Annotated in this window: 22 protein-coding genes; 7 read left to right on the top strand and 15 right to left on the bottom strand. The window is 66.8% G+C overall.

The genetic code is table 11. The features are described from left to right. Positions 1-7: 7 nt before the first annotated feature. Positions 8-550, bottom strand: coding sequence for a redoxin family protein (locus tag ACXU4B_RS12670; protein ID WP_131411992.1), 543 nt, complete (start codon positions 548-550; stop codon positions 8-10). 318 nt (positions 551-868) lie between these two features. Between ACXU4B_RS12670 and ACXU4B_RS12665 the strand changes: the two genes are divergently transcribed. From ACXU4B_RS12665 to ACXU4B_RS12635, 7 genes are all read left to right on the top strand, one after another. After that, positions 869-1285: an organic hydroperoxide resistance protein gene (locus ACXU4B_RS12665; RefSeq protein ID WP_131411994.1), complete on the top strand. Its 417-nt coding sequence runs from the start codon at positions 869-871 to the stop codon at positions 1283-1285. Between the two features lie 45 nt (positions 1286-1330). Beyond that, a complete protein-coding gene (locus tag ACXU4B_RS12660) occupies positions 1331-1606 on the top strand; it encodes a BufA1 family periplasmic bufferin-type metallophore (RefSeq protein ID WP_131411996.1) in 276 nt (91 codons plus the stop codon). Continuing rightward, a complete protein-coding gene (locus tag ACXU4B_RS12655; protein ID WP_240734149.1) occupies positions 1603-2088 on the top strand; it encodes a DoxX family protein in 486 nt (161 codons plus the stop codon). The genes ACXU4B_RS12660 and ACXU4B_RS12655 overlap by 4 nt, the downstream gene beginning before the upstream one ends. A 63-nt stretch (positions 2089-2151) precedes the next feature. Next, complete coding sequence (locus ACXU4B_RS12650) at positions 2152-2907, top strand: alpha/beta fold hydrolase (RefSeq protein WP_131411998.1); 756 nt, start codon at positions 2152-2154, stop codon at positions 2905-2907. Positions 2908-2958: 51 nt separating this feature from the next. Next, positions 2959-3252, top strand: coding sequence for a BufA2 family periplasmic bufferin-type metallophore (bufA2, locus tag ACXU4B_RS12645; RefSeq protein WP_240734150.1), 294 nt, complete (start codon positions 2959-2961; stop codon positions 3250-3252). A 57-nt stretch (positions 3253-3309) separates the two neighbouring features. After that, entirely contained in the window at positions 3310-4155 is an 846-nt protein-coding gene (gene bufB, locus ACXU4B_RS12640; protein WP_131412000.1) for an MNIO family bufferin maturase, read from the top strand. Then, positions 4152-5012, top strand: a complete 861-nt coding sequence (locus tag ACXU4B_RS12635; RefSeq protein WP_131412002.1) for an HvfC/BufC family peptide modification chaperone — start codon at positions 4152-4154, stop codon at positions 5010-5012. Before bufB ends, ACXU4B_RS12635 begins: the two co-directional genes overlap by 4 nt. Positions 5013-5143: 131 nt before the next feature. Here ACXU4B_RS12635 and ACXU4B_RS12630 read toward each other — a convergent pair whose 3' ends face one another. The 14 genes from ACXU4B_RS12630 to kdpF all read right to left on the bottom strand — a co-directional run bounded on the left by ACXU4B_RS12630 (position 5144) and on the right by kdpF (position 20504). Next, the gene (locus ACXU4B_RS12630) at positions 5144-6439 is read right to left on the bottom strand and encodes an MFS transporter (RefSeq protein WP_458910882.1); all 1296 of its coding nucleotides are present in this window, start codon (positions 6437-6439) and stop codon (positions 5144-5146) included. 73 nt (positions 6440-6512) lie between these two features. After that, positions 6513-6749 carry a tautomerase family protein gene (locus ACXU4B_RS12625; protein ID WP_131412006.1) on the bottom strand — a complete coding sequence of 79 codons (237 nt, stop codon included), beginning with the start codon at positions 6747-6749 and terminating at the stop codon, positions 6513-6515. Between the two features lie 50 nt (positions 6750-6799). Then, the gene (locus ACXU4B_RS12620) at positions 6800-7510 is read right to left on the bottom strand and encodes an SDR family NAD(P)-dependent oxidoreductase (protein WP_131412009.1); all 711 of its coding nucleotides are present in this window, start codon (positions 7508-7510) and stop codon (positions 6800-6802) included. Between the two features lie 109 nt (positions 7511-7619). Further along, positions 7620-8591 carry a LysR family transcriptional regulator gene (locus ACXU4B_RS12615; RefSeq protein ID WP_131412010.1) on the bottom strand — a complete coding sequence of 324 codons (972 nt, stop codon included), beginning with the start codon at positions 8589-8591 and terminating at the stop codon, positions 7620-7622. A 295-nt stretch (positions 8592-8886) separates the two neighbouring features. Next, entirely contained in the window at positions 8887-9750 is an 864-nt protein-coding gene (locus tag ACXU4B_RS12610) for an oxidoreductase (RefSeq protein ID WP_131412013.1), read from the bottom strand. A 212-nt stretch (positions 9751-9962) separates the two neighbouring features. After that, positions 9963-10508, bottom strand: a complete 546-nt coding sequence (gene ssb / locus ACXU4B_RS12605) for a single-stranded DNA-binding protein (RefSeq protein ID WP_131412015.1) — start codon at positions 10506-10508, stop codon at positions 9963-9965. Positions 10509-10742: 234 nt separating this feature from the next. Beyond that, positions 10743-11438, bottom strand: a complete 696-nt coding sequence (locus ACXU4B_RS12600) for a response regulator (protein WP_131412017.1) — start codon at positions 11436-11438, stop codon at positions 10743-10745. Further along, positions 11435-14101, bottom strand: coding sequence for a sensor histidine kinase (locus tag ACXU4B_RS12595; protein WP_131412019.1), 2667 nt, complete (start codon positions 14099-14101; stop codon positions 11435-11437). The genes ACXU4B_RS12600 and ACXU4B_RS12595 overlap by 4 nt, the downstream gene beginning before the upstream one ends. Before the next feature lie 39 nt (positions 14102-14140). After that, a complete protein-coding gene (gene kdpC, locus ACXU4B_RS12590; protein WP_131412021.1) occupies positions 14141-14710 on the bottom strand; it encodes a potassium-transporting ATPase subunit KdpC in 570 nt (189 codons plus the stop codon). Positions 14711-14718: 8 nt separating this feature from the next. Beyond that, positions 14719-16212, bottom strand: coding sequence for an outer membrane beta-barrel protein (locus ACXU4B_RS12585; protein WP_131412023.1), 1494 nt, complete (start codon positions 16210-16212; stop codon positions 14719-14721). Positions 16213-16293: 81 nt separating this feature from the next. Then, the gene (locus ACXU4B_RS12580; protein ID WP_131412025.1) at positions 16294-16497 is read right to left on the bottom strand and encodes a hypothetical protein; all 204 of its coding nucleotides are present in this window, start codon (positions 16495-16497) and stop codon (positions 16294-16296) included. A gap of 14 nt (positions 16498-16511) precedes the next feature. Next, positions 16512-18587 (bottom strand): potassium-transporting ATPase subunit KdpB, encoded by a 2076-nt coding sequence (gene kdpB / locus ACXU4B_RS12575; protein WP_131412027.1) that lies wholly within the window; start codon positions 18585-18587, stop codon positions 16512-16514. A 25-nt stretch (positions 18588-18612) separates the two neighbouring features. Continuing rightward, the gene (kdpA, locus tag ACXU4B_RS12570; RefSeq protein ID WP_131412029.1) at positions 18613-20415 is read right to left on the bottom strand and encodes a potassium-transporting ATPase subunit KdpA; all 1803 of its coding nucleotides are present in this window, start codon (positions 20413-20415) and stop codon (positions 18613-18615) included. Further along, complete coding sequence (gene kdpF / locus ACXU4B_RS12565; protein WP_131412031.1) at positions 20412-20504, bottom strand: K(+)-transporting ATPase subunit F; 93 nt, start codon at positions 20502-20504, stop codon at positions 20412-20414. Before kdpF ends, kdpA begins: the two co-directional genes overlap by 4 nt. Between the last annotated feature and the right edge of the window lie 105 nt (positions 20505-20609).

The raw sequence follows: 20609 nt of genomic DNA, 5'->3' as shown, positions 1-20609 counted from the left end.
GAGGGCGTTACGCCTTGCCCAGCAGCTGGCGGATGCGTTGTTCGGTGACATCGTAGTTTCCTTCACCGAAGTGTCGATAGACCACCCGGCCATCGCGGTCGATCAGGTAGATCGCCGGCCAGTACTGATTGCCGTAGGCATTCCAGATCCGGTAATCGTTGTCCATGGCCACCGGCCACGTCACGCCGAGCGCGTGGATGGCGGCCTCGACATGCGCCGGATCGCGCTCCTCATCGTACTCGGGCGTGTGGACACCGACGACCACCAGGCCGTCCCGGGCGTAGCGGTCGTACAGCTCCCGCGTGTGCGGCAGCACGTGCACGCAGTTGATGCATTCGTAGGTCCAGAACTCCACCAGCACCACCTTGCCGCGCAACGCCTGGAGCGACAGCGGCGGCGAGTTGTACCAGCGGTTGGCCCCGGTGAAGTCCGCAGCGGGCATGGGGGAAGCGGCTTCCCGGGCGCTGGCGGTCGCCCCGCCGCCCGGCCACGCGGCGATGAGCGCAATGCTCATGGCGACAGCGGCGATCGCGATACGCAGGAAAGTCATGGGCTGTTCTCGGTCCGATGGAGGTGGCAGGCGCCGGCGGAGGCCGGGCGTGAACGTATTGGACGACCGCGAGTTGTCCCTGGCATGTCCGCGCCCCGGCCTTTTTGTATCGCTGTGTAGCAGCGGCGAAGGGCTGCCGAGCGCCCGTGGCGGCCAGGCTTGTATCCGATTGTATCGGCCGCCCGCTGCTACACATTTCGATGCCCTTTCGCGCGCCTGCCGACACACCCGGGATACGTCGCAGCGGTCTCATAGACCCACCGACCGGCCATCACCACTCGCGCCGGACAGCCTTTCACCCCGACAGGAGACCCCATCATGGCCCAGCCCGACACCATCCTCTATACCGGCAAGACCCGCACCACCGGCGGCCGCAACGGCGAAGCACGCAGCGACGACAACCGACTCGACGTGAAGCTGTCGGTTCCCGGTTCCGACGGCGCCGGCACGAATCCCGAGCAGCTGTTCGCCGCCGGCTGGTCCGCATGCTTCATCGGCGCCATCGGCAAGGCCGCCCAGGCGCTCAAGGTCAGCCTGCCGGCCGACGTTGCGGTCTTCGCTGAAGTGGATCTCGGCAACGGTGCCGATGGGTATTTCCTGCAGGCCCGCCTCAACGTGAGCCTTCCCGGCATCGAGCGCAGCGTCGCGCAGGCCCTGGTCGAGGCGGCGCACCAGACCTGCCCCTATTCCAAGGCGACGCGCGGAAACATCAAGGTCACCCTCGCGGTGCTCTGACCCATCGACCGCGGCGATACCGCCTTCCATTCTCGGAGACAGCACATGAAGCGCACTTATGCGGCCCTTGCCGCCACTCTCGCCCTGGGCCTTGCCTCGCTCGCCACCGGCGCGCAAGCGGAGGACACCCACAAGCCCATGGAAAAATGCTACGGCGTCGCGCATGCCGGCAAGAACGACTGCGCCGCCGGCGCCGGCACCAGTTGCGCCGGCACCTCGAAAGTCGATTACCAGGGCAATGCCTGGGTACTCGTCGACAAAGGGACCTGCACCACCATCAAGACTCCCAAAGGCTACGGCTCGCTGGAGCCCCGGTCGTGATACCCGCCACGCAGGAGATCATCGCGCGTCGGCCGCTCCCGGCCGCCGCGGGTACGACGGGCACGCAGGCGTGGCGAGGCCTGCTTTCCGACTCGCTCCTGCTGTGGATCGCCCGCGTGGGCATCGCCTCGGTGTTTTTCCTGTCCGGCCGCACGAAGGTCGAGGGATGGCTGTCGATCAAACCGTCGACCTATCAGCTGTTCGCTTCGGAGTACGCACTTCCGCTGCTCTCGCCCGAACTGGCGGCACACCTGGCGACCGGTGCCGAGCACCTTTTTCCCGCACTGCTGGTGCTGGGGCTGTTCACCAGGGTGTCCGCACTGGCCCTGCTGGGCATGACGATGGTGATCGAGATCTTCGTCTATCCCGAGGCGTGGTCGACGCATCTGAGCTGGGCGGGTTTGCTGCTGCCGCTCATCGCCCGCGGTGGTGGCAGGTGGTCGCTCGACCACGTCCTTTGGCCGGCGCACCCGCGCCACTAAGGAACGCAAGTGGTTCCGCCCCCGATCACCGCCCTCCCTGACCACATCTACCAGAGAAAGACCATGCGTAAATTACTGAGCATCGCCATCGCCCTGATGGCAGCGACAGGCTCCGCCCTTGCAGCCGACGCGGCACCCGTCGGCGTGAAGAACATCGTGATCGTTCCGGGCGCCTTCGTGGACGGTTCGGGCTGGCACGTGGTGCACGACATCCTGATCCACAAGGGTTATAGCGTGCACGTGGTGCAGCCGCGCATCGATACGCTGGCCAACGACACCGAGGCTGTCTACCGGCAGCTGCGCAAGGAAGACGGCCCGACCCTGCTGGTCGGCAGCGACTACGGCGGCGCCGTGATCACCCAGGCCGGCAACCGCGACAAGGTCAAGGGCCTGGTCTATGTCGCCGCGGCGGCACCGAACGTGGGCGAGAGCGTGCTCCAGCTCGTCAACTCCGTGCCGGAGCCGAGCAATGACTTCCAGGCCTCCTGGGACGGCTATATCTACGCCAACGAGCGACAGTTCGGCGCCGACTTTGCCGCGGACCTGACCAAGAACCGCACCAACTTCCTCGCCGTCTCGCAGGTGCCCGCAACGGTCGGCGCCCTGCGCACCGTCACCGAGGCAGCCGCCTGGCGCAGCAAGCCTTCGTGGGCCGTCGTGGCCACCGAAGATCGCGTGTACAGCCCCGAACTGCAGCGCTCGATGTACCAGCGCGCCGGCTCCCGGATCACCGAGATCAAGGGCAGCCACCTGGTCTACATGTCGCAGCCCGAACAAGTGGCCCAGGTCATCGAAGACGCGGCCAAGAGCCTGAAGTAAGGCCGCACCCAACCCCCACGGTCCGTCGGACCTCTACCCGAGAGAAACAACATGAACCTCAGCATGACCACCGCCCGCAAGTCCCGTAGCGGCTTCGCCGCCGCTGCCGCCGCCGTCGCCCTGGCGCTCGCCTCGTTCCACGCACCGGTGCAGGCCGCCGACCATGCGGCGCAGAAGGAAGAGCCGGGCCGCTGCTACGGCGTCAATTCCTGCAAGGGCCAGAGCCTCTGCGCCACCGCCAAGCACGACTGCAAGGGCCTCAATGACTGCAAGGGCCAGGGCGTCGTCGTGAAGACGCCGAGCGAGTGCACCGCCGCCGGTGGCACGCTGACCGAGCCGAAGTGATGGCAAGGCGGGACCCGCGGCGCGCGGTCCCGCCCGTCTCTCTCCAGGAGCACTGACATGTTCGCACCACCACCGGTTTTCGCTGGCTATGGACTGGGTTTGCGCAAGGAGCATTACCGCGATTTTCTCGAAACCGATGTACCCGTCGATTTCGTCGAAGTGATCTCCGAGAATTTCATGGTCGACGGTGGCCAGCCGCGGCACATCCTGCGCCAGGTCCGCGAACGGCATCCGGTGGCGCTGCACGGCGTGTCGATGTCGATCGGTTCGGCGGACGGGCTCGATCGCGACTACCTGCGCCGACTGCGGGCACTGGTGGACGAGATCAACCCACTGTTCGTCTCCGACCACCTGAGCTGGTCGCGCATTGGCCGCTTCAACTCGCACGACCTGCTGCCGCTGCCGTACACCGACGAGGCCCTCGAGATCGTGTGCAGCAACATTGCGATGGCGCAGGACGTGCTGGGCCGGTCGATGCTGTTCGAGAATCCGTCAAGCTACGTCGCGTTCGACGGGCAAGTGATGGACGAGTGGGAATTCCTCGGCGAAATGTCCCGCCGCACCGGTTGCGGCCTGCTGCTGGACGTCAACAACGTCTTTGTCAGCTCGCGCAACCACGGGCTGGATGCACAGGCCTACCTCCGCGGCATACCCGCCGATCGCGTGCGCCAGGTCCACCTGGCCGGGCACACGCAGGGCGCCGGACTGCTGATCGACACGCACGACCAACCCGTGAGCGCGGACGTCTGGGCGCTGTATGCCGATGCGGTGTCGCTGCTCGGGCCGGTCGCGACCATGATCGAGCGCGACGACGCCATTCCGCCCCTCGCCGAGCTGCTCGATGAGCTGGACACGGCGCAGGCCATCCGCGAACGCCAGCACCAGGTACGGGAGGCCGCATGAAGCTCGTCGAGATGCAGAGGGAATTCCGCCATTGGCTGGTTGCCTCCTCCGGCGCCATCGAGACGCGCCTCGACGGCACGGCAAGGCCGGGCCTTGCGGTGTACCAGAACAACTATCGCACCCAGCTCATCGGTTGCCTGCAGATGAGTTATCCGCTGCTGCGCACGTGGCTGGGTGACGACGCCTTTCTCCGGGCGGCGATCACCCATGTCGACCGCCGCCCGCCGCACGCATGGACCCTCGACGCCTACGGCGCGGACTTCGGCGATACGCTGCGGGCCCTGTTTCCACGCAACCCCGATGTCCACGAACTGGCCTGGATCGAGTGGGCGTTGTCGGAATCCTTCGTTGCCGCCGATGTGCCGCCGATGCCAGGCGACGAGCTGGGGCAGGTGGACTGGGACAGCGCACGCCTGCGCCTCAGCCCGAGCCTGCGCCTGCGCGCGCTGACCACCAATGCCGATGCGATCTGGTCCGCGCTGCAGCAAGGCGCGCAACCGCCGGAGAGCGCGATGCTGGCCGCGCCGGCCGGCCTGCTGGTGTGGCGCCAGGGCTTCACGTCCCGACTGCAGGCGACCGACGTGGTCGCCTACGCGGCACTGCAGTTGCTGCGCGACGACGATGGCTTCGACAGCCTCTGCGATGCGCTGGTCGAACACCTGGGTGAAGAGGCCGGCGTCGCCCGCGCGGGCACGCTGCTCGCCAACTGGCTGGCTGCGGGCATCGTGGCGGGGGTCGAACACGGCACCGATGCAGCCATGGCCGATGACGGCCATGATCTCCCGCACTGGCACGAGGACTATCGGGCAGACCACGCTCCGCGCCAGCCTTCCGCGGTGCACGCTGCCGCCGCCTGAAAGGGCTGGCCGGTACCACCAGACCGGGCGCTCGCCGGCATGGGCCCGCGCAGGAACGTTGGCGTGCCCCACGCGTCAATTGCCGTGGAAGCACCACCACGGCATCCACGTCCTTGCCACGCGGGCCGGGTTCAGGCTGCGCTACGCAAGCGGGCCCATGCATTGAGGCCCGCACACAGCACGAGCAACGAGCCGGTCACGAAGAACACTTCGTGCAAGCCGAGGCGCGCCCCGATCAGTCCGCCCAGCAGCGGGCCGACCACCTGGCCGGTGAACTGCGCCGACTGCAGATAGCCGAGCATCTTGCCGGAGTGATGCTCGTCGGCCGCATGCCGGACGAGCTTGGCGATGGATGGCAGCAGTCCGGCCAGGGTCATCCCCATCAGCACGCGCAGCACCGCCAGCTGCCACCATTGCGTCACAAAGGCTTGCGGTACGACGACCACCCCGGTTGCCAGCAGGCAACCGATGATCACTTTCCAGCCGCCCACGCGATCGGCAAGCGCGCCAAGCCTCGCGGCGGTCAGCATGCTGCCCAGCGCAGAAGATGCCATGACGATGCCGGCGATGCGCGTGAGGTGGTGGGTGGCGACGCCCAGCTGCCCGATATACACCGTGATGATCGGCTCGATCGACATATTGGCCAGCAGCACCATCATCGCGGTGAGGAACAGCGCAACGAACACGGCGCGATTCGAAGTCGCCGCCGGGCCCGTGTGGGTCGCCGCGCGGATCTTCGCGTCCGAGCTGCGATCAAAGTCTTCCCGGATGAGCACGATGGTGGCGATCGCCGCCACGGCGATCACGCCGCCACCAACGAAGAACGTGCCCCGGATGCCGACCCATCCCGGCAGGAAGCCACCCACCAGCGGGCCGATCAGATTCCCGGCGAGCGCACCGGTGGAAAGCATGCCCAGCGCCCAGCCCGCCCGCTCGCGCGGGGCCTGGGTTCCGATCATGACGAGGGAGGCCGAAGCGTATCCACCGACCAGGCCGGCGATCAGGCGCAACACCACCAGCTCGACGACACTGTGCGCCATGCCGATCAGTGACATCACCACCGCCATACCGATGGCTGCGCGAACCAGCATGGGCTTGCGTCCGTATCGGTCAGCAAGATGCCCCCACAGCGGCGCCGTAAGGCCCGTGCCCAGGAAGGTCGCGCCAAAGGCCACGCCGGACCACTGGATAATGGCGGACGACGAGGTCACGCCCAGCTGCTGCACGTACAGCGGCAGGAACGGCAGCAACATGCTCAGGCTTACCAGCGTGGTGAACGAGCCGAACACGCAGATGACCAGGTTGCGCCGCCAGTAGGCGGCATTGCGTTCGGCGTAACTGGCGTGCTTGGCCACCGGCGGCGCCGCGTCTGCGCCTGGCGCTGGTCGACCGGACATGTACATGGTGCTGCCTCTACGAAGGGTCATGCGATGGCAGCCATCGATGCCTGGCGGGCCGCCGGCTCGCACCGACGGGCTGCCACCGCATGCCGGGCCGGGCTTACTTCTGCCCGCCCTGTCTCTGTTTGCGGAAGTCGGCCACGGGCAGGCCGCCCCATCCAAAGTTTTCCATCTCGACTTCCTCGATCACCACGAAGGTGGCATCGAGCGGCTTGTTGAGCACATCCAGCAACAGCTGGCTGGTGCCCTTGATCAGGGCGGCTTTCTCTTCGGCCGTGGCCGCGTTGCGCCCCGGGCCGGAACCCTCGCGCGTAATCTGGATCGTGACGATAGGCATGATGCTGTTCCTCATCGGCGTGGGGCGAGCCGTGGCCCGCCCCCGCACTATCAGTGACCGGCGCTCTGGCCGCCGTCGACGTGCAGGATCTCGCCCGTCACGAAGCTGGCGGAATCGAGGTACATGACGGCCTGTGCAATGTCGGCGACCTCACCCATGCGATTGACCGGGTGCAGGGCAGCGAGGAAGGCGTGCGTCTCGGCTGCGTGCATCGGGGTCTTGATGACGCCCGGCGCCACCGCATTCACGCGGATGCCACGCTTGGCATACTCGATCGCCAGCGACTTGGTGGCTGCATTGAGGCCACCCTTGGTCAGCGATGCCAGCACCGAAGGCACGCCGTCAATCGCATGGTCCACCAGGCTCGTGGTGACGCTGACCACGTGGCCGCTGCCCTGCTTTTCCATTTCCGCCAGGGCCAGCTGGGTGATGTGGAAAAACCCGGCCACGTTCACCGCCATCACCTGCGCATAGTCTTCAGCGGTGTACGAAGTGAACGGCTTGGCGACGAAAATGCCGGCATTGTTGACCAGCGTGTCGATGCGGCCGAACTTGGCAAGGCCTTCCTTGATGATGCGTTCGGCGACCGCACGATCGGCGATATCGCCGGCAATGGTCAGCACATCGGCATCGCTCGACGGCTTGATCGAACGGGAATTGGCGATGACGCGGTAGTCGCGATCACGAAACGCCTTGACCAGGCCTGCACCGATGCCTTGCGAGGCGCCAGTGACGACAACAACTTTTCGCGGATTGCTCATGATGATATGCACTCGGAAGATTTGGGGGAGGGAGTCGGTGTCATGCCATGTGGCCGACAACTCCGACACCGCCAAATCTAGGCTCATCACGCGCCATAGCGAATCCCTGCTAGCCGGCAGACATTCTTCCGCGCCGCGGTGGAATCGGCGCATCGGGCGGCGCCTCGACTTCCTTGGCCAGGCGGGCAAACTGCGCGCGCAGGCGCGGCAGCGCGAAGTCGACGAAGGCGCGCACCTTCGGCACGGCGAGCCGCCCGTACGGCGACACCAGATGGACGGGAATGGGCGCGGGTTCCGCATTGGCCAGGACGATGCGCAGCAGGTCCTGCCGGATCTCCGAGGCGACGTGGTAGGAAAGCAGGCGCGTCACGCCACGCCCCTCGGTGGCCGACGCCACGGCGGCCCGCACGTTGTTGATCACCAGGCGCGGCGTGAATGCCACCGAGCGGGGAACCGATGATCCTTCCAGCGGGGGAAAGCTCCACGATTCGAGCCCCATGTGCGCCATGGCGATGACCTGGTGCTTGGTCAGGTCGGCGGGCTCGGCGATGCGCGGGTGCGTCGCGAGATAACGTGGCGACGCCACCACGACCCGCCGAACCTCGCCAATGCGATGCGCGACCAGGGTCGAATCCGCCAGGTGTGTAATGCGCAAGGCCAGGTCCATGCCTTCATCGATGAGATTGACCGGCCGTTCCAGCAGGTACATGCGGACCCCGACGGTCGGAAATTCATCCATGAAAGCGTCCACGATGGGACGCAGCAGTTCGACGCCGGCAAACACGGTGGAGGTGATGGTCAGCGTTCCGCGCGGCACCGATCGCTCGCCCGCCGCCTGCCGATCGGCCTCGTCCATGTCGGAGAGGATTTTTCGGCAGGCCATGGCATAACGCTCGCCCGCCTCGCTCAGCTTGATGGAGCGCGTGGTCCGATGCAGCAGCGGTACGCCGACATGTGCCTCGAGGAACGCCACGGCCCGGCTCACGGCGGCGGCCGAACGGCCGGTCTTGCGACTGGCCCCGGCGAGGCTGCCTTCATCGAGGGCCGCGATGAAGACTTTCATGGCATCGATGCGGTCCATGGGAAGTGTCCTTTCAACGTGCCCGGGAAGGTGGCCGCGAGTGCTTCGTCGCGTCCTGCCGGCTGCGATTGGAACACCACGGGCCGACCGCGTCGATGGCCCGTTCGCAGCCCACCACCCGCCCCGGCCCCGCCCTGGCTCATTCATGGCATGCGCAGGCCGCCCACCACGGCCGGGCCGGCGCGCTGGCACCCGCCGCAGATCGTGGTCGACAGCTCATTGGCCGCCAGCGGCCAGCCCCGATTTACAGCCCGCGCCGGACCCGCCTTTCCGTCCCGGCCGGCATGTCCCGGCCCTACTGCGCCGCGGACGCGGGCGCTGCAAAGTCGGTCGAGCGACTCAGGGGTTCCCAGCGGTCGATCTCCGCCAACAGCTCCGCGCTGTGCATGCGCACTACCGTCAGCGCGTCGACACCCAGCAGCAGATGCACCGGCGGGTGCTCGCTTTCGATCAAGGTCAACAGCGCCTGTGCCGCGCGCGCAGGGTCGCCGGACTGCCGGCCGCTCTTCGCCTCGCGCGCCTCGCGGATGGGATTGAACAGTTCATCGTAATCGGCGATGGCGCGCGGGCTGCGAACCATCGAGCGGCCCGCCCAGTCGGTACGAAACGACCCTGGCGCCAGCGCCGTCACCCGGATGCCAAAGGACTCCACTTCCTTGGCCAGCACGCCCGTGATGCCTTCCAGCGCGAACTTGCTGCCGGCGTAATAGGCGATACCGGGAAGCGGCGCGTGGCCGGCCATCGACGACATGTTGATGATGTGTCCGGAGCGGCGCACGCGCATGCCGGGCAGCACGGCCCTGATCATGGCGACGGCGCCGAACACATTGACCTCGAACTGGTGGCGCATGGCCTCCAGCGGCGATTCCTCCAGCACGCCCTCGTGGCCATAACCGGCGTTGTTGACCAGCACGTCGATGCGCCCGAACTCCGCGAGTATCGATGCGACCACGCCATCGATGGCGCCAAAGTCGGTGACATCGAGCACCACGGCACGGGCCCTTCCCGGCGCGAGCGCCTCGAAGGCCGCCCGCTCGCCATCGCGGCGCACGGTGCCGACGACCGCATGGCCGGCGGCCAGGGCAGCCTCGGCGAAGGCGCGGCCCAGGCCCGAACTCACGCCGGTAATCAGTAGGACTTTGTTCTCGTCGCTGTTCATTGCTCACCTGATGGCGGCTTGCACGCCGCCATTCGCATGGGGTTGTGGACGAGTGTCACTCTAAGTGCGCGGCAGGCGCCGGCGAAGACCTGCCCGGCGGCAGTCAGTCTTGCGCAAAGCGGAAGGGTGTCGGGCGTCGCGGGCAGCCAAGAAAAAAGCCTGCATGGCTGCAGGCTTTTCTCAAGACGCATGACGTTACGGCGAACCGGAACTCAGAACGGGATGTCGTCGTCGTCGAAGCTGTTGTTCTGCGCCGGCGCTGGCGCGGCCGGGCGCTGCTGCTGGCCACCGTAGTTGTCGCCGCCGCGGGACTGGCCACCGCCGTAGCCACCGCCACCCTGGCGCGGCTGGCCACCGCCACCGCCCTGCGAGCGCTGGAAGCCGCCACCGCCACCGCCGCCACCCGCGCCGGCGCCTTCGGAGCCGCCGCCGAGCATCTGCATTTCCGCAGCGATGATGTCGGTGCTGAAGCGCTCGACGCCGTCCTTGTCGGTGTACTTGTCGGTGCGCAGCGAGCCTTCGATATAGACCTGGCGACCCTTCTTCAGGTATTCGCCGGCGATTTCAGCGAGGCGGCCGAACAGCTTCACGCGGTGCCACTCGGTGCGCTCCTGCTTCTCGCCGCTCTGCTTGTCGGTCCAGTTCTCGGAGGTCGCGATGCGGATGCTGGTGATCGCCGTGCCGTTGCCGGTGTAGCGGGTTTCCGGATCGGCGCCGAGATTGCCGACGATGATGACTTTGTTGATACCGCGTGCCATGGATCTATTTCCTCTGTGAGCCGGCGTTGCGTTCTGGGGCTGTCAACGCCGGGATGGTTGAACCGGCGGCCATCATACCTGTGGCGCGCCCGTCGAAAACAGGATGGACCGGGGCATCCTGCCGCTGGACCGGCCCGGACACCGCCCTCGCCGGCTGTCCGGGGCTGGCGGGAAAAGGCCGGCGAATCAGACTACTACCGGCTCTCACGGGCTGCGACAGCCCGCCGGTGCGTCTCAGGCGCCGCTGAGGAAGCGATAGCCCACCCCGGGCTCGGTCTTCAGCCAGCGTGGCCCGGCCGGGTCATCACCCAGTTTCTGGCGCAGCTTGCCGACCACGATGCGCAGGTAATGGCTGTCGTGCGTGTGGGTGGCACCCCAGATGTCGCGCAACAGCTGCTGTTGGGTCACCACCCGGCCGGCGTGGCGCAGCAGCAGGGCCAGCACGGCGTATTCCTTGCGCGTCAACGAGAGCGGCGCACCATCCAGCATCACTTCGCGTCGCGCGAGGTCGATGACCAGGTGGCCGTCGTCATAGCGCAGCGGCGCCTCGGGTTCGCCAGGGCGGCTGCGCAACAGGGCGCGCAGGCGCGCCATCAATTCCTGGATGCCGAAGGGCTTGGTCACGTAGTCGTTGGCGCCCGCATCCAGCGCCTTGACCTTTTCGCTTTCCGAGTCACGCACCGAGAGCATCAGCACCGGCACGTGGCTCCACTGGCGCAGCTCGGCCAGCACGTCGTGCCCCTCGCGATCGGGCAGGCCGATGTCGAGGATCACCAGGTCCGGCGTACGCGTGGCGGCCAGGGCCAGCCCCTCGGTGCCGGTGGCCGCAAGCAATACCTCGTAGCCTTCCGCGCGCAGGCCGATGTCGAGGAACTTGCGAATCTGCGCCTCGTCATCGATGACCAGGACGCAGGGAGTGGCTGCAGTCATTGATGGTTTTCGGGCGGCGCCGGCAGCGGCAAGGTAATGCGAATGGTGGTGCCTGCGCCCTCGCCCGGCAAGGCCTCCACGCTGCCGCCATGGGCGCCGATCATGCCGCGGCAGATCGCCAGCCCCAGGCCCGTGCCTTGCGGCGCGCGATCGCCGCGCGACACCGAATAGAACATGTCGAAGATGCGCGCCCGCTCTTCTTCGGGAATGCCGGGGCCGCGGTCGCTCACGTCGATCTGCACCTGTTCGCCCCTGGCCCGCGCCACCACGCGCACCGGTTCGCCCGGCGGCGAGAACCGCGCCGCGTTCTCCAGGATGTTGAACAACGCCTGCTCGATCAGCGCCGGATGCACGTACAGCAGCAGCGTGTCGCTGGGCAGCACGGTTTCCACTTTCAGGTCCGGGAACAGCTTGCGCAGGCGATGGGTGGACGCCGCGATGATCTCGGCCACGTCGGTCCAGTCGCGGTTGAGCTTGAGCGTGCCGTGGCCCAGCCTGGTCATGTCCAGCAGGTTCTGGATATAGCGGTCCAGCCGTTGGCCTTCGCCAAGGATGGCTTCGAGCAGTTCGCGCCGTTCGCCGGCGGGCAGCTGGTCGCCGTAACTGGCCAGCGTGCCGGCCGAACCGATCATCGAGGCGAGCGGCGAACGCAGGTCGTGCGACACGGAAGAAAGCAGCGCGTTGCGCAGCCGCTCGGTTTCGCCCTGCACGCGCGCGCCTTCCAGTTCGTCGGAAAGCCGCGCCCGCTCCAGCGCCTGGCCGATGTCCTGCACCATCGACAGCGCCAGGCTGCGCTGGTCCGGCGAAGGCTCGCCCTGCTCCGGCGGAAAGCGCAGCGCCGCGACGCCGAGGCGATTGTCTTCGCTGCCCAACGGAAGCACCCAGCACGGCGCGGCATTGAGCGTGTCGGTATAGCGCCCTGCCTCCTCGGCGTGCTGCTCGCTCCAGGCGGCAGCGCCCATGTCCTGCGTGGTCAGTGGAAAGTCGCGCGGCGACGATGCCACCATGCGCAGCACCTGCGCCGAATCGCGCGCCAGGATCGCCGCATCGCAGCGCAGGGCGTGGGCCAGCGCGGCAGCGCCCACGTCGCGGATGCCCGCCGCATCGGTGCTGGTCGACAGCCGTTGGCCCAGCGCCAGCAGCGCGCGGGCATGCGCGTGGGCGGCGCGCATCGACTCGACCTGGCTGGCCAGCCGGGTGGCCAGGCGGCTGCACACGAGGGCAGCCACCAGGAACAGGCACACGGCCAGCACGTCGTCCACGTTGGCGATCGCCAGCGTGTAGCGCGGTGGCGCGAAGAAGAAGTTGTAGCCCAGGAAACACAGGATGGCCGTGTACACCGCCACCGCCATGCGCGTGCGCACCGCCACCACCAGCACCGCGGTGAGAAAGATCAGCGAGAGGTTGGCGACGGATAGATAGCGGTCGGCGATGAACGACAGCCCGAAGGCCACCAGCGTGGCCAGGGTGGCGTACGCGTACTCGCCCCGGCTTCCTGGTCCGCCAGGCATGCGCAGGCGCAGGCGCGAGCGCGCCCGCTCGACAGGCGTGGCGATGATGGTCAGTTCCAGGTGCGCACCGCGCCGCAGCAGCAATTGCGTCAGCGAGCGGCCGAGCATGCGCGCCAGCAGGCGCTCCCGGGTGCGGCCAAGAATGATCTGGCCAATGCCTTCGCGGTCGGCATGCGCGATCAGTTCGTCGGCGATCGCATGGCCGCGCAGCACCACGACATCGCCGCCCAGCCTCCGCGCCAGCCCCATCGCGGCGTCGAGCCGGTCACGCCGCGCCTTGTCCAGCGTCGCCCCGGTATCGACGAAGGCCACGCTCCACGGTGCACCCCGTCGTTCGGCAATGCGGCGCGCCACGCGCACCAGGTATTCGCTCTGCGAATGGCCGTCGATGGCCGCCAGCACGCGACGACGCACCGGCATGGCGCCGCCGCGTGCCAGCATGTGTTCGCGCAGGTCGCTGTCCACGTGGCCGGCCACCGTCTCCACGGCCAGTTCGCGCAGCGCCACCAGGTTGGTCGGCGAGAAGAAGGCGTCGAGCGCGGCCGCGGCCGTTTCGGGCACGTAGACCTTGCCCTGCTTCAGGCGCTGGATCAGTTCACGCGGCGGCAGGTCCACCAGCACGATGTCGCGCGCGCGATCGAGGAACGCATCGGGCACGGTCTCGCGCACCGTCACGTTGGTGATGCGCCGCACCTGGTCGTTGAGGCTTTCCAGATGCTGCACGTTGAGCGCGGTATAGACCTCGATGCCCGCGTCGAGCAGTTCGGCAATGTCCTGCCAGCGGCGTTCGTGGCGGCCGCCCGGCAGGTTGCGATGCGCCAGTTCGTCGACCAGCAACACCTCCGGCCGGCGCTGCAACGCCGCGTCCAGGTCGAACTCGCTGAAGTCCCGACCCTTGTAGTTCACCGACCGGCGCGGCAACTGCTCGAGTCCTTCGAGCAGTGCCTGGGTTTCGGCGCGGCCGTGTGTTTCCACCAGGCCAACGACCACGTCGACACCCTGTCGTTTCAGCTCGCGCGCCGCCGAAAGCATCGCGTACGTCTTGCCGACGCCTGGCGCGGCGCCCAGGAAGATCTTCAGGCGCCGGCTGCGCTCTTCCAGCACCGAATCGAGCAGTGCATCGGCGCGTGCTTCACGGGAAGGTCCGGACATGCAGTCCCTTGGCTTGGTGGGTGGTGACTACGGTATGCCTCAATGCCCGTCCAGCGCCAGATTGAGCTGGAGCACGTTCACGCGCGGCTCGCCCAGCATGCCGAACTGGCGGCCACTGGTAGCCAGGGTCACCAGCGCCTGCACCTGCGATTCGCTCAGGCCCCGCGCGCGGGCCACGCGCGGTACCTGGTAGGCCGCGGCGGCCAGCGAGATCTCCGGATCCAGGCCGCTGCCCGACGCCGTGACCAGGTCCACCGGCACCGGTGCCTTATTGCCGGGATCGGCCGCGCGCAGCGCATCGATGCGCTGCTTGACGGCATCGGCCAGCGCCGGATTGGTCGGCCCCTGGTTCGAGCCGCCCGACGCCACGCCGTTGTTTGCCTGCGGCGCGGTGGCCGACGGGCGTCCCCAGAAGTACTTCGGTTCGGTGAAGGACTGGCCGATCAGCGTCGAGCCGATCGGCCTGCCGTCCTTCACGATCAGGCTGCCATTGGCCTGGGAAGGAAACAGCAACTGAGCCAGCCCGGTGACCGCCAGCGGGTAGGCAATGCCGGTCACCGCGGTCATCAGCAACAGCATCATCAGCGCATTGCGCAACATCCTGCTCATGGCACACCTCAGAAGTGGAGAATCGCGTCGACGATGCCGATTGCCTGGTAGTGCTTCTTGCCGGCGTTATAGGCGTTCGTGTCGTACGAGTGCTCGTAACGGATTTCCGGACGGATTTCGAAGTCCGGCGACACCCAGTGCGTCAGGCCCAGCGTGTGGCTGCTGTATTTGGTGGCGAAACCGGTGCGCTGGCCCTTCTGGTCGTTGTAGAACTCGTTGCGGAACGACAGCATGTTGCTCGAGTTCAGCTCGAAGTTGAGGTAGTTCACGATGCCGTACTCGCCCGCCTTGCCCGGATACGGCGACGACGCCACCACGCCCGGCTCGCCGTTCGGCCCAAAGCCCGGAATGTTGCGGCCGTACATGTAGTAGGCCTCGGTCTGCATGTGCACCTTCTGGCTGAAGCGGTGGCCCCAGGTCATCACGTACATCTGCACGTTGTTGTAGTTGTAGTCGGACGTGTTCCAGTTGTTGATGCAGGGGTAGAGCATGTCGTTGTTGTCTTTGGACACCCAGCGCACGCAGGCCTGCAGCGACGGACGCGCCGAACGGTTCCACGGCGCCGTGTCATTGCTGGCATTGACGCCAAGCTGCAGCGTCCACTGGCTGCTGAGCTTGGTGGTGGTCATGATGCCGGTCTGGGTATACGGGTCGACCGTGTACAGGATCGAATGGGTCACCAGGTAGTTCTGCGGCGAGAACTGCGCCTCGATGTCGGGAAGCGACAGGTAGCGACCGATGCGCACGACCATGCCCTCGGCCACCGACGGGATGTAGAGGTCGTAATAGAACAGCATCGGGTCGACGCCATAGACCTTGCCCGGCAGCGGACCGTTGGAATTGGGGTGGTTGAGCAGCTGGTTGCTGAACACGCCCTTGGTGATCGTGTAATGGTAGTCGTAGCCGTACAGGACGGAGATGTTGAAACCCCAGTCCACGTGGTCGGTCTGCACGGTGTCTTCGACGCGGGTGATGTTGAAGACCAGCTGGTCGAACTCCAGGCGATTGGGCCGCGTCGCATACGACAGCGGGTAGTTCGAGAAGCTGGACGAGCTCGCGTTCACCGACGGGTTGATCCAGCCGTTGATCTCGACGCGGTTGCGCTGCATCCAGTTGCCGAGCTTCGTGCACGAAAGGGCTTTCTGCAGCGGATACTGACCATAACCGACCGGCACGCCGATCGGCGCCGCCACGCCGCCAAGCTGCCATTCCCCGTTGGGGAACGGCGGTGCATCCAGCGGGGCATCCATCGCGCGGCGTGCCGGAGCCTGCGCGTTCGGATCAGCCGGCTGCGCATCTTCGCGGTAGGCCGCGCCCAGGCGCGAGAAGAACCCCTGCGAGCAATCGCTGCTGGCCGCCGGCGTGGAGGGCGCGACCTGGCCGAGGTCGGCCGCAGCAGCGACATCGGTCGCCGATACGACATCACCCGTCGATGCCATCGCTTCGGCGGCGGGAGCCAGGGCAAGCAGGAGCGCGAACGAAAGAACTTTCTTGGTAAACATGATGTGCCTGAAAACCGGTCCGGGGCGGACCGTCCTTTTCGTGTGGGTAAGTAGTCAACCGATGCCTCGCTGGCATCGGCATCAGATGCCGGCGTAGCCGCCGAGCACGTAGTCGTCCTGTTCAGTGCGCGCCACCACGATATCGGGCGGCGCCGGGCGTGGCTGGCGCGGCGTCACCGGCAGCGCAATCACCACGTCGCAGGCCGCGTCATCGGCGGAAAGGCGCAGCTCCATGTCGGGGTGCGTATCGTCTGGGAGTGAAACGGAAAGCTTGAGTGTGTGCATGAGCCAAACCTCGGTCAGGCCAGTCCGCACAGGACCAGCAACATGTCGATCAGCTTGATGCCGAGGAACGGCACCACGATGCCACCCAGTCCATAGACGAGCAGGTTGCGGCGCAGCAGCGCGCCCGCACCCAATGCGCGGTATTTCACGCCCTTCAGCGCCAAAGGAATGAGAAAGATGATGATCAGCGCGTTGAAGATCACCGCCGACAGGATGGCGCTCTGCGGCGTCGCCAGGTGCATCACGTTGAGCGTGTTGAGCGCCGGGTAAGTGGTGGCGAATGCCGCCGGGATGATGGCGAAGTACTTGGCCACGTCGTTGGCGATGGAGAACGTGGTCAGTGCGCCGCGCGTGATCAGCATCTGCTTGCCGATCTCCACCACCTCGATCAGCTTGGTCGGGTTGGAGTCGAGGTCGACCATGTTGCCGGCTTCCTTCGCCGCCTGCGTGCCGGTGTTCATCGCCACCGCCACGTCGGCCTGCGCCAGCGCCGGCGCATCGTTGGTGCCGTCGCCGCACATCGCGACCAGGCGGTTCTCGGCCTGGAACTTGCGGATGAGCTTGAGCTTGGCTTCCGGCGTGGCTTCGGCGAGGAAATCGTCGACGCCGGCTTCCGCCGCGATGGCGGCCGCCGTGAGCGGGTTGTCACCGGTGATCATGATGGTCTTGATGCCCATGCGGCGCATCTCGGCAAAGCGCTCGCGGATGCCACCCTTCACGATGTCCTTCAGCTCGATCACGCCCAGCGCGGTCACGCCCTCGGTGACGATCAGCGGCGTGGCACCGCGCCGCGCGATGTCCTCGGCCATGTGCTTGACCAGCGGCGGCAGGTGGCTGCCATTCGCTTCCAGGTAACGTTCCACCGCATCGAGCGCGCCCTTGCGGATGCGGCGCTCGCCGATGTTCACGCCACTCATGCGCGTCTGCGCGGTGAACGGCACGAATTCGGCCTGGCTCTCCTCGAGCTGGCGCTCGCGCAGGCCGAAACGCTCCTTGGCCAGCACGACGATGCTGCGTCCCTCGGGTGTCTCATCGGCCAGCGAGGCGAGCTGGGCGGCATCGGCCAGTCGGCTTTCTTCCACGCCCGGCGCGGTCACGAAGGCCACCGCCTGGCGATTGCCGAGGGTGATCGTGCCGGTCTTGTCCAGCAGCAGCACGTCGACGTCGCCAGCGGCTTCCACCGCGCGGCCCGAAGTGGCAATCACGTTGGCGCGGATCATGCGGTCCATGCCCGCGATGCCGATGGCCGACAGCAGCGCACCGATCGTGGTCGGAATCAGGCACACCAGCAACGCGACCAGCACGGTCAGCGTGATCGGGTTGCCGGCGCCGGCCGCCTGCACGCTGTAGATGGAATACGGCAGCAAGGTGGCGCAGGCCAGCAGGAAGATCAGGGTGAACTTGGCCAGCAGGATGGTCAGCGCGATCTCGTTGGGGGTCTTGCGCCGCGACGCGCCTTCGACCATCGCGATCATGCGGTCGAGGAAGCTTTCGCCAGGGTTGCTGGTGATACGCACCACCAGCCAGTCGGAGAGCACGCGCGTGCCGCCGGTGACGGCACTGCGGTCGCCGCCAGATTCGCGGATGACCGGCGCGGATTCACCGGTGATCGCGCTTTCATCGACGCTGGCCGCACCCGTGGTCACTTCGCCGTCCCCGGGCATCTGGTCGCCCGCCTCCACCAGCACGTGATGGCCCACGCGCAGTTCCGACGACGGCGTGAACACCACGCCGGCGTCCCGGTGCGGGCTCGACAAGCGCTTTGCCATCACGTCCTTGCGCGAACTGCGCAGCGCGGCCGCCTGCGCCTTGCCGCGGCCCTCGGCCAGCGCTTCGGCGAAGTTGGCGAACAGCAGCGTGAACCACAGCCACACCGACACCGCGAAGATGAAGCCGGTCGGTGCCTCGCCATGCCCGGTCAGCGCCTGCACCCACAACAGGGTGGTGAGCACGCTGCACACGAACACCACGAACATCACCGGGTTGCGGAACTGCAGCCGTGGCGACAGCTTGCGGAACGAGTCGGCGACGGCCTTGAGGATCAGCGGGCGGTCGAAACCGCGCACCGTATGCACATGTGAATGCGTCATGGTCATGAATCTGTGTCCCGGTTGATCAATGCGCCGACATCAGGAATTCGACGATCGGCCCCAGCGCAAGCGCCGGAAGAAAGGTCAGTGCGCCAACCACGATGACTACGCAGGCCAGCAGCGTGATGAACAGCGGCGTGTGCGTCGGCAGCGTCCCGGCCGAAGGCGGCACGTGGCGCTTGGCAGCCAGCGAACCGGCCATGGCCAGCATCGCGATGGCCAGCAGGAAGCGTGAGAAGTACATGCACACGCCGAGCAGGACGTTCCAGAACGGCGTGTTGGCCGAGAGTCCGCCAAACGCGCTGCCGTTGTTGTTGGACGCGGAGGACACCGCGTACAGCACTTCGCTGAAGCCGTGCGCACCCGGGTTGGCGACGCCCGCCACGCCGGCCGGGCTCATCACGGCGATCGCCGTGCCGATCACTACCAGCGCGCACGGCACCAGCACGGCCAGGCTGGCCATCTTCATTTCGTGCGCCTCGATCTTCTTGCCGAGGTATTCCGGCGTGCGGCCAACCATCAGTCCGGCAATGAAAACCGCCACGACCGCGAAGGCAAGCATGCCGTACAGGCCCGAGCCGACGCCGCCGAAGATCACTTCGCCCAGCTGCATCAGCCACATCGGCACCAGGCCACCCAGCGGCGTGAGCGAGTCGTGCATGTTGTTCACCGCGCCACACGAGGCGGCCGTGGTGATGGCGGTGAACAGGCCGCTGGCAGCGATGCCGAAGCGGGTTTCCTTGCCTTCCATGTTGCCGCCGGCCTGCAGCGCGGTGGATTGCTGGTCCACCGCCAGCCCGTGCAGCGCGGGGTTGCCCGCCTGCTCGGCGGCGACGGCACCGATCGCCAGTGGCACAAAGATCAGCAGCATGGTGGCGAGGATCGCCCAGCCCTGCCGCCGGTCGCCCACCATGCTGCCGAAAGTGATGCAAAGCCCACCAGGAATCAGAAAGATCGCCAGCATCTCGATGAAGTTGCTGAAGGGCGTCGGGTTCTCGTAGGGATGTGCCGAGTTCGCGTTGAAGAAGCCACCGCCATTGGTACCCAGCTGCTTGATCGCGATCTGCGAAGCGGCCGGCCCCATGGGCAGGGTCTGCGTGGTGACCTTCGACTCGCGCGTGACGTCATGACCGGCGGCATCCTTGAGCGGATTGCCGGCGGCGTCCTTGAGGGTCTCGCTCATCGTCGTGACCTGGGCCACCGGCACGTCGACATACGCCGTGAAATTCTGCACGACGCCCTGCGAGGCCAGCAGCAACGCCATCAGCAGCGAGAACGGCAGCAGCACGTAGAGCGTGCTGCGCGTCATGTCGACCCAGAAGTTGCCGATGCTGTCGGCGCTGCCTCGCGTAAAGCCGCGCACCACCGCCACCAGCACGGCGATGCCCGTCGCGGCCGACAGGAAGTTCTGCACGGCCAGGCCCAGCATCTGGGTCAGGTAGCTCATCGTGCTTTCGCCCGAGTAGCCCTGCCAGTTGGTGTTGGAGACGAAGCTGATGGCGGTATTCATCGCCGAATCCGGCGTGACGGCGCCGAAGTGTTGCGGATTGAGCGGCAGCCACTGCTGCACGCGCTGCAACGCATAGACGGCCACCAGGCCAACCATGTTGAACACCAGCATGGCGATGGCGTAGCGGCGCCAGCCCATCTGCTCCTGGGCACGTACGCCACTGAGGCGATACAACAGGTTCTCCGCCCGCGCACCGAAGCGCGTCACGCCGTTGGGCGATTCGGCAAACACCAGCGCCATGTAGCTGCCCACCGGCTTCACCAGCAGCAGCAACACGACCAGGTAGAGGCCGATCTGCAGGACATCATTGGTGGTCATTCGAACCACTCCGGCTTGAGCAGGGCCACGCACAGGTAGCCCGTCAGGGCCACCGCGATCACGGCAGCCACGAGATAGAAGACGTTCATGGGTGAATCTCCCGCAGGGGAAGCGCGCGCAAGGGAAAGGCCGTCGCCGTGGCGGCGACGACCGTCAGTCAGGGGCGTCGGCCCAGCCGGTCGCAGATCAGCAGG

It is taken from the genome of Dyella soli (genome assembly GCF_054482295.1).
The sequence above is the reverse complement of the archived record's forward strand: the minus strand, read 5'-3'. Positions and strand labels throughout refer to the sequence as shown.

Bases quoted from the DNA above. Each gene is read 5' to 3' on its own strand.
- ACXU4B_RS12670 (WP_131411992.1), bottom strand. From the start codon at position 550: ATGACTTTCCTGCGTATCGCGATCGCCGCTGTCGCCATGAGCATTGCG.
- ACXU4B_RS12665 (WP_131411994.1), top strand. From the start codon at position 869: ATGGCCCAGCCCGACACCATCCTCTATACCGGCAAGACCCGCACCACC.
- ACXU4B_RS12660 (WP_131411996.1), top strand. From the start codon at position 1,331: ATGAAGCGCACTTATGCGGCCCTTGCCGCCACTCTCGCCCTGGGCCTT.
- ACXU4B_RS12650 (WP_131411998.1), top strand. From the start codon at position 2,152: ATGCGTAAATTACTGAGCATCGCCATCGCCCTGATGGCAGCGACAGGC.
- bufA2 (WP_240734150.1), top strand. From the start codon at position 2,959: ATGAACCTCAGCATGACCACCGCCCGCAAGTCCCGTAGCGGCTTCGCC.
- bufB (WP_131412000.1), top strand. From the start codon at position 3,310: ATGTTCGCACCACCACCGGTTTTCGCTGGCTATGGACTGGGTTTGCGC.
- ACXU4B_RS12635 (WP_131412002.1), top strand. From the start codon at position 4,152: ATGAAGCTCGTCGAGATGCAGAGGGAATTCCGCCATTGGCTGGTTGCC.
- ACXU4B_RS12630 (WP_458910882.1), bottom strand. From the start codon at position 6,439: ATGACCCTTCGTAGAGGCAGCACCATGTACATGTCCGGTCGACCAGCG.
- ACXU4B_RS12625 (WP_131412006.1), bottom strand. From the start codon at position 6,749: ATGCCTATCGTCACGATCCAGATTACGCGCGAGGGTTCCGGCCCGGGG.
- ACXU4B_RS12620 (WP_131412009.1), bottom strand. From the start codon at position 7,510: ATGAGCAATCCGCGAAAAGTTGTTGTCGTCACTGGCGCCTCGCAAGGC.
- ACXU4B_RS12615 (WP_131412010.1), bottom strand. From the start codon at position 8,591: ATGGACCGCATCGATGCCATGAAAGTCTTCATCGCGGCCCTCGATGAA.
- ACXU4B_RS12610 (WP_131412013.1), bottom strand. From the start codon at position 9,750: ATGAACAGCGACGAGAACAAAGTCCTACTGATTACCGGCGTGAGTTCG.
- ssb (WP_131412015.1), bottom strand. From the start codon at position 10,508: ATGGCACGCGGTATCAACAAAGTCATCATCGTCGGCAATCTCGGCGCC.
- ACXU4B_RS12600 (WP_131412017.1), bottom strand. From the start codon at position 11,438: ATGACTGCAGCCACTCCCTGCGTCCTGGTCATCGATGACGAGGCGCAG.
- ACXU4B_RS12595 (WP_131412019.1), bottom strand. From the start codon at position 14,101: ATGTCCGGACCTTCCCGTGAAGCACGCGCCGATGCACTGCTCGATTCG.
- kdpC (WP_131412021.1), bottom strand. From the start codon at position 14,710: ATGAGCAGGATGTTGCGCAATGCGCTGATGATGCTGTTGCTGATGACC.
- ACXU4B_RS12585 (WP_131412023.1), bottom strand. From the start codon at position 16,212: ATGTTTACCAAGAAAGTTCTTTCGTTCGCGCTCCTGCTTGCCCTGGCT.
- ACXU4B_RS12580 (WP_131412025.1), bottom strand. From the start codon at position 16,497: ATGCACACACTCAAGCTTTCCGTTTCACTCCCAGACGATACGCACCCC.
- kdpB (WP_131412027.1), bottom strand. From the start codon at position 18,587: ATGACGCATTCACATGTGCATACGGTGCGCGGTTTCGACCGCCCGCTG.
- kdpA (WP_131412029.1), bottom strand. From the start codon at position 20,415: ATGACCACCAATGATGTCCTGCAGATCGGCCTCTACCTGGTCGTGTTG.
- kdpF (WP_131412031.1), bottom strand. From the start codon at position 20,504: ATGAACGTCTTCTATCTCGTGGCTGCCGTGATCGCGGTGGCCCTGACG.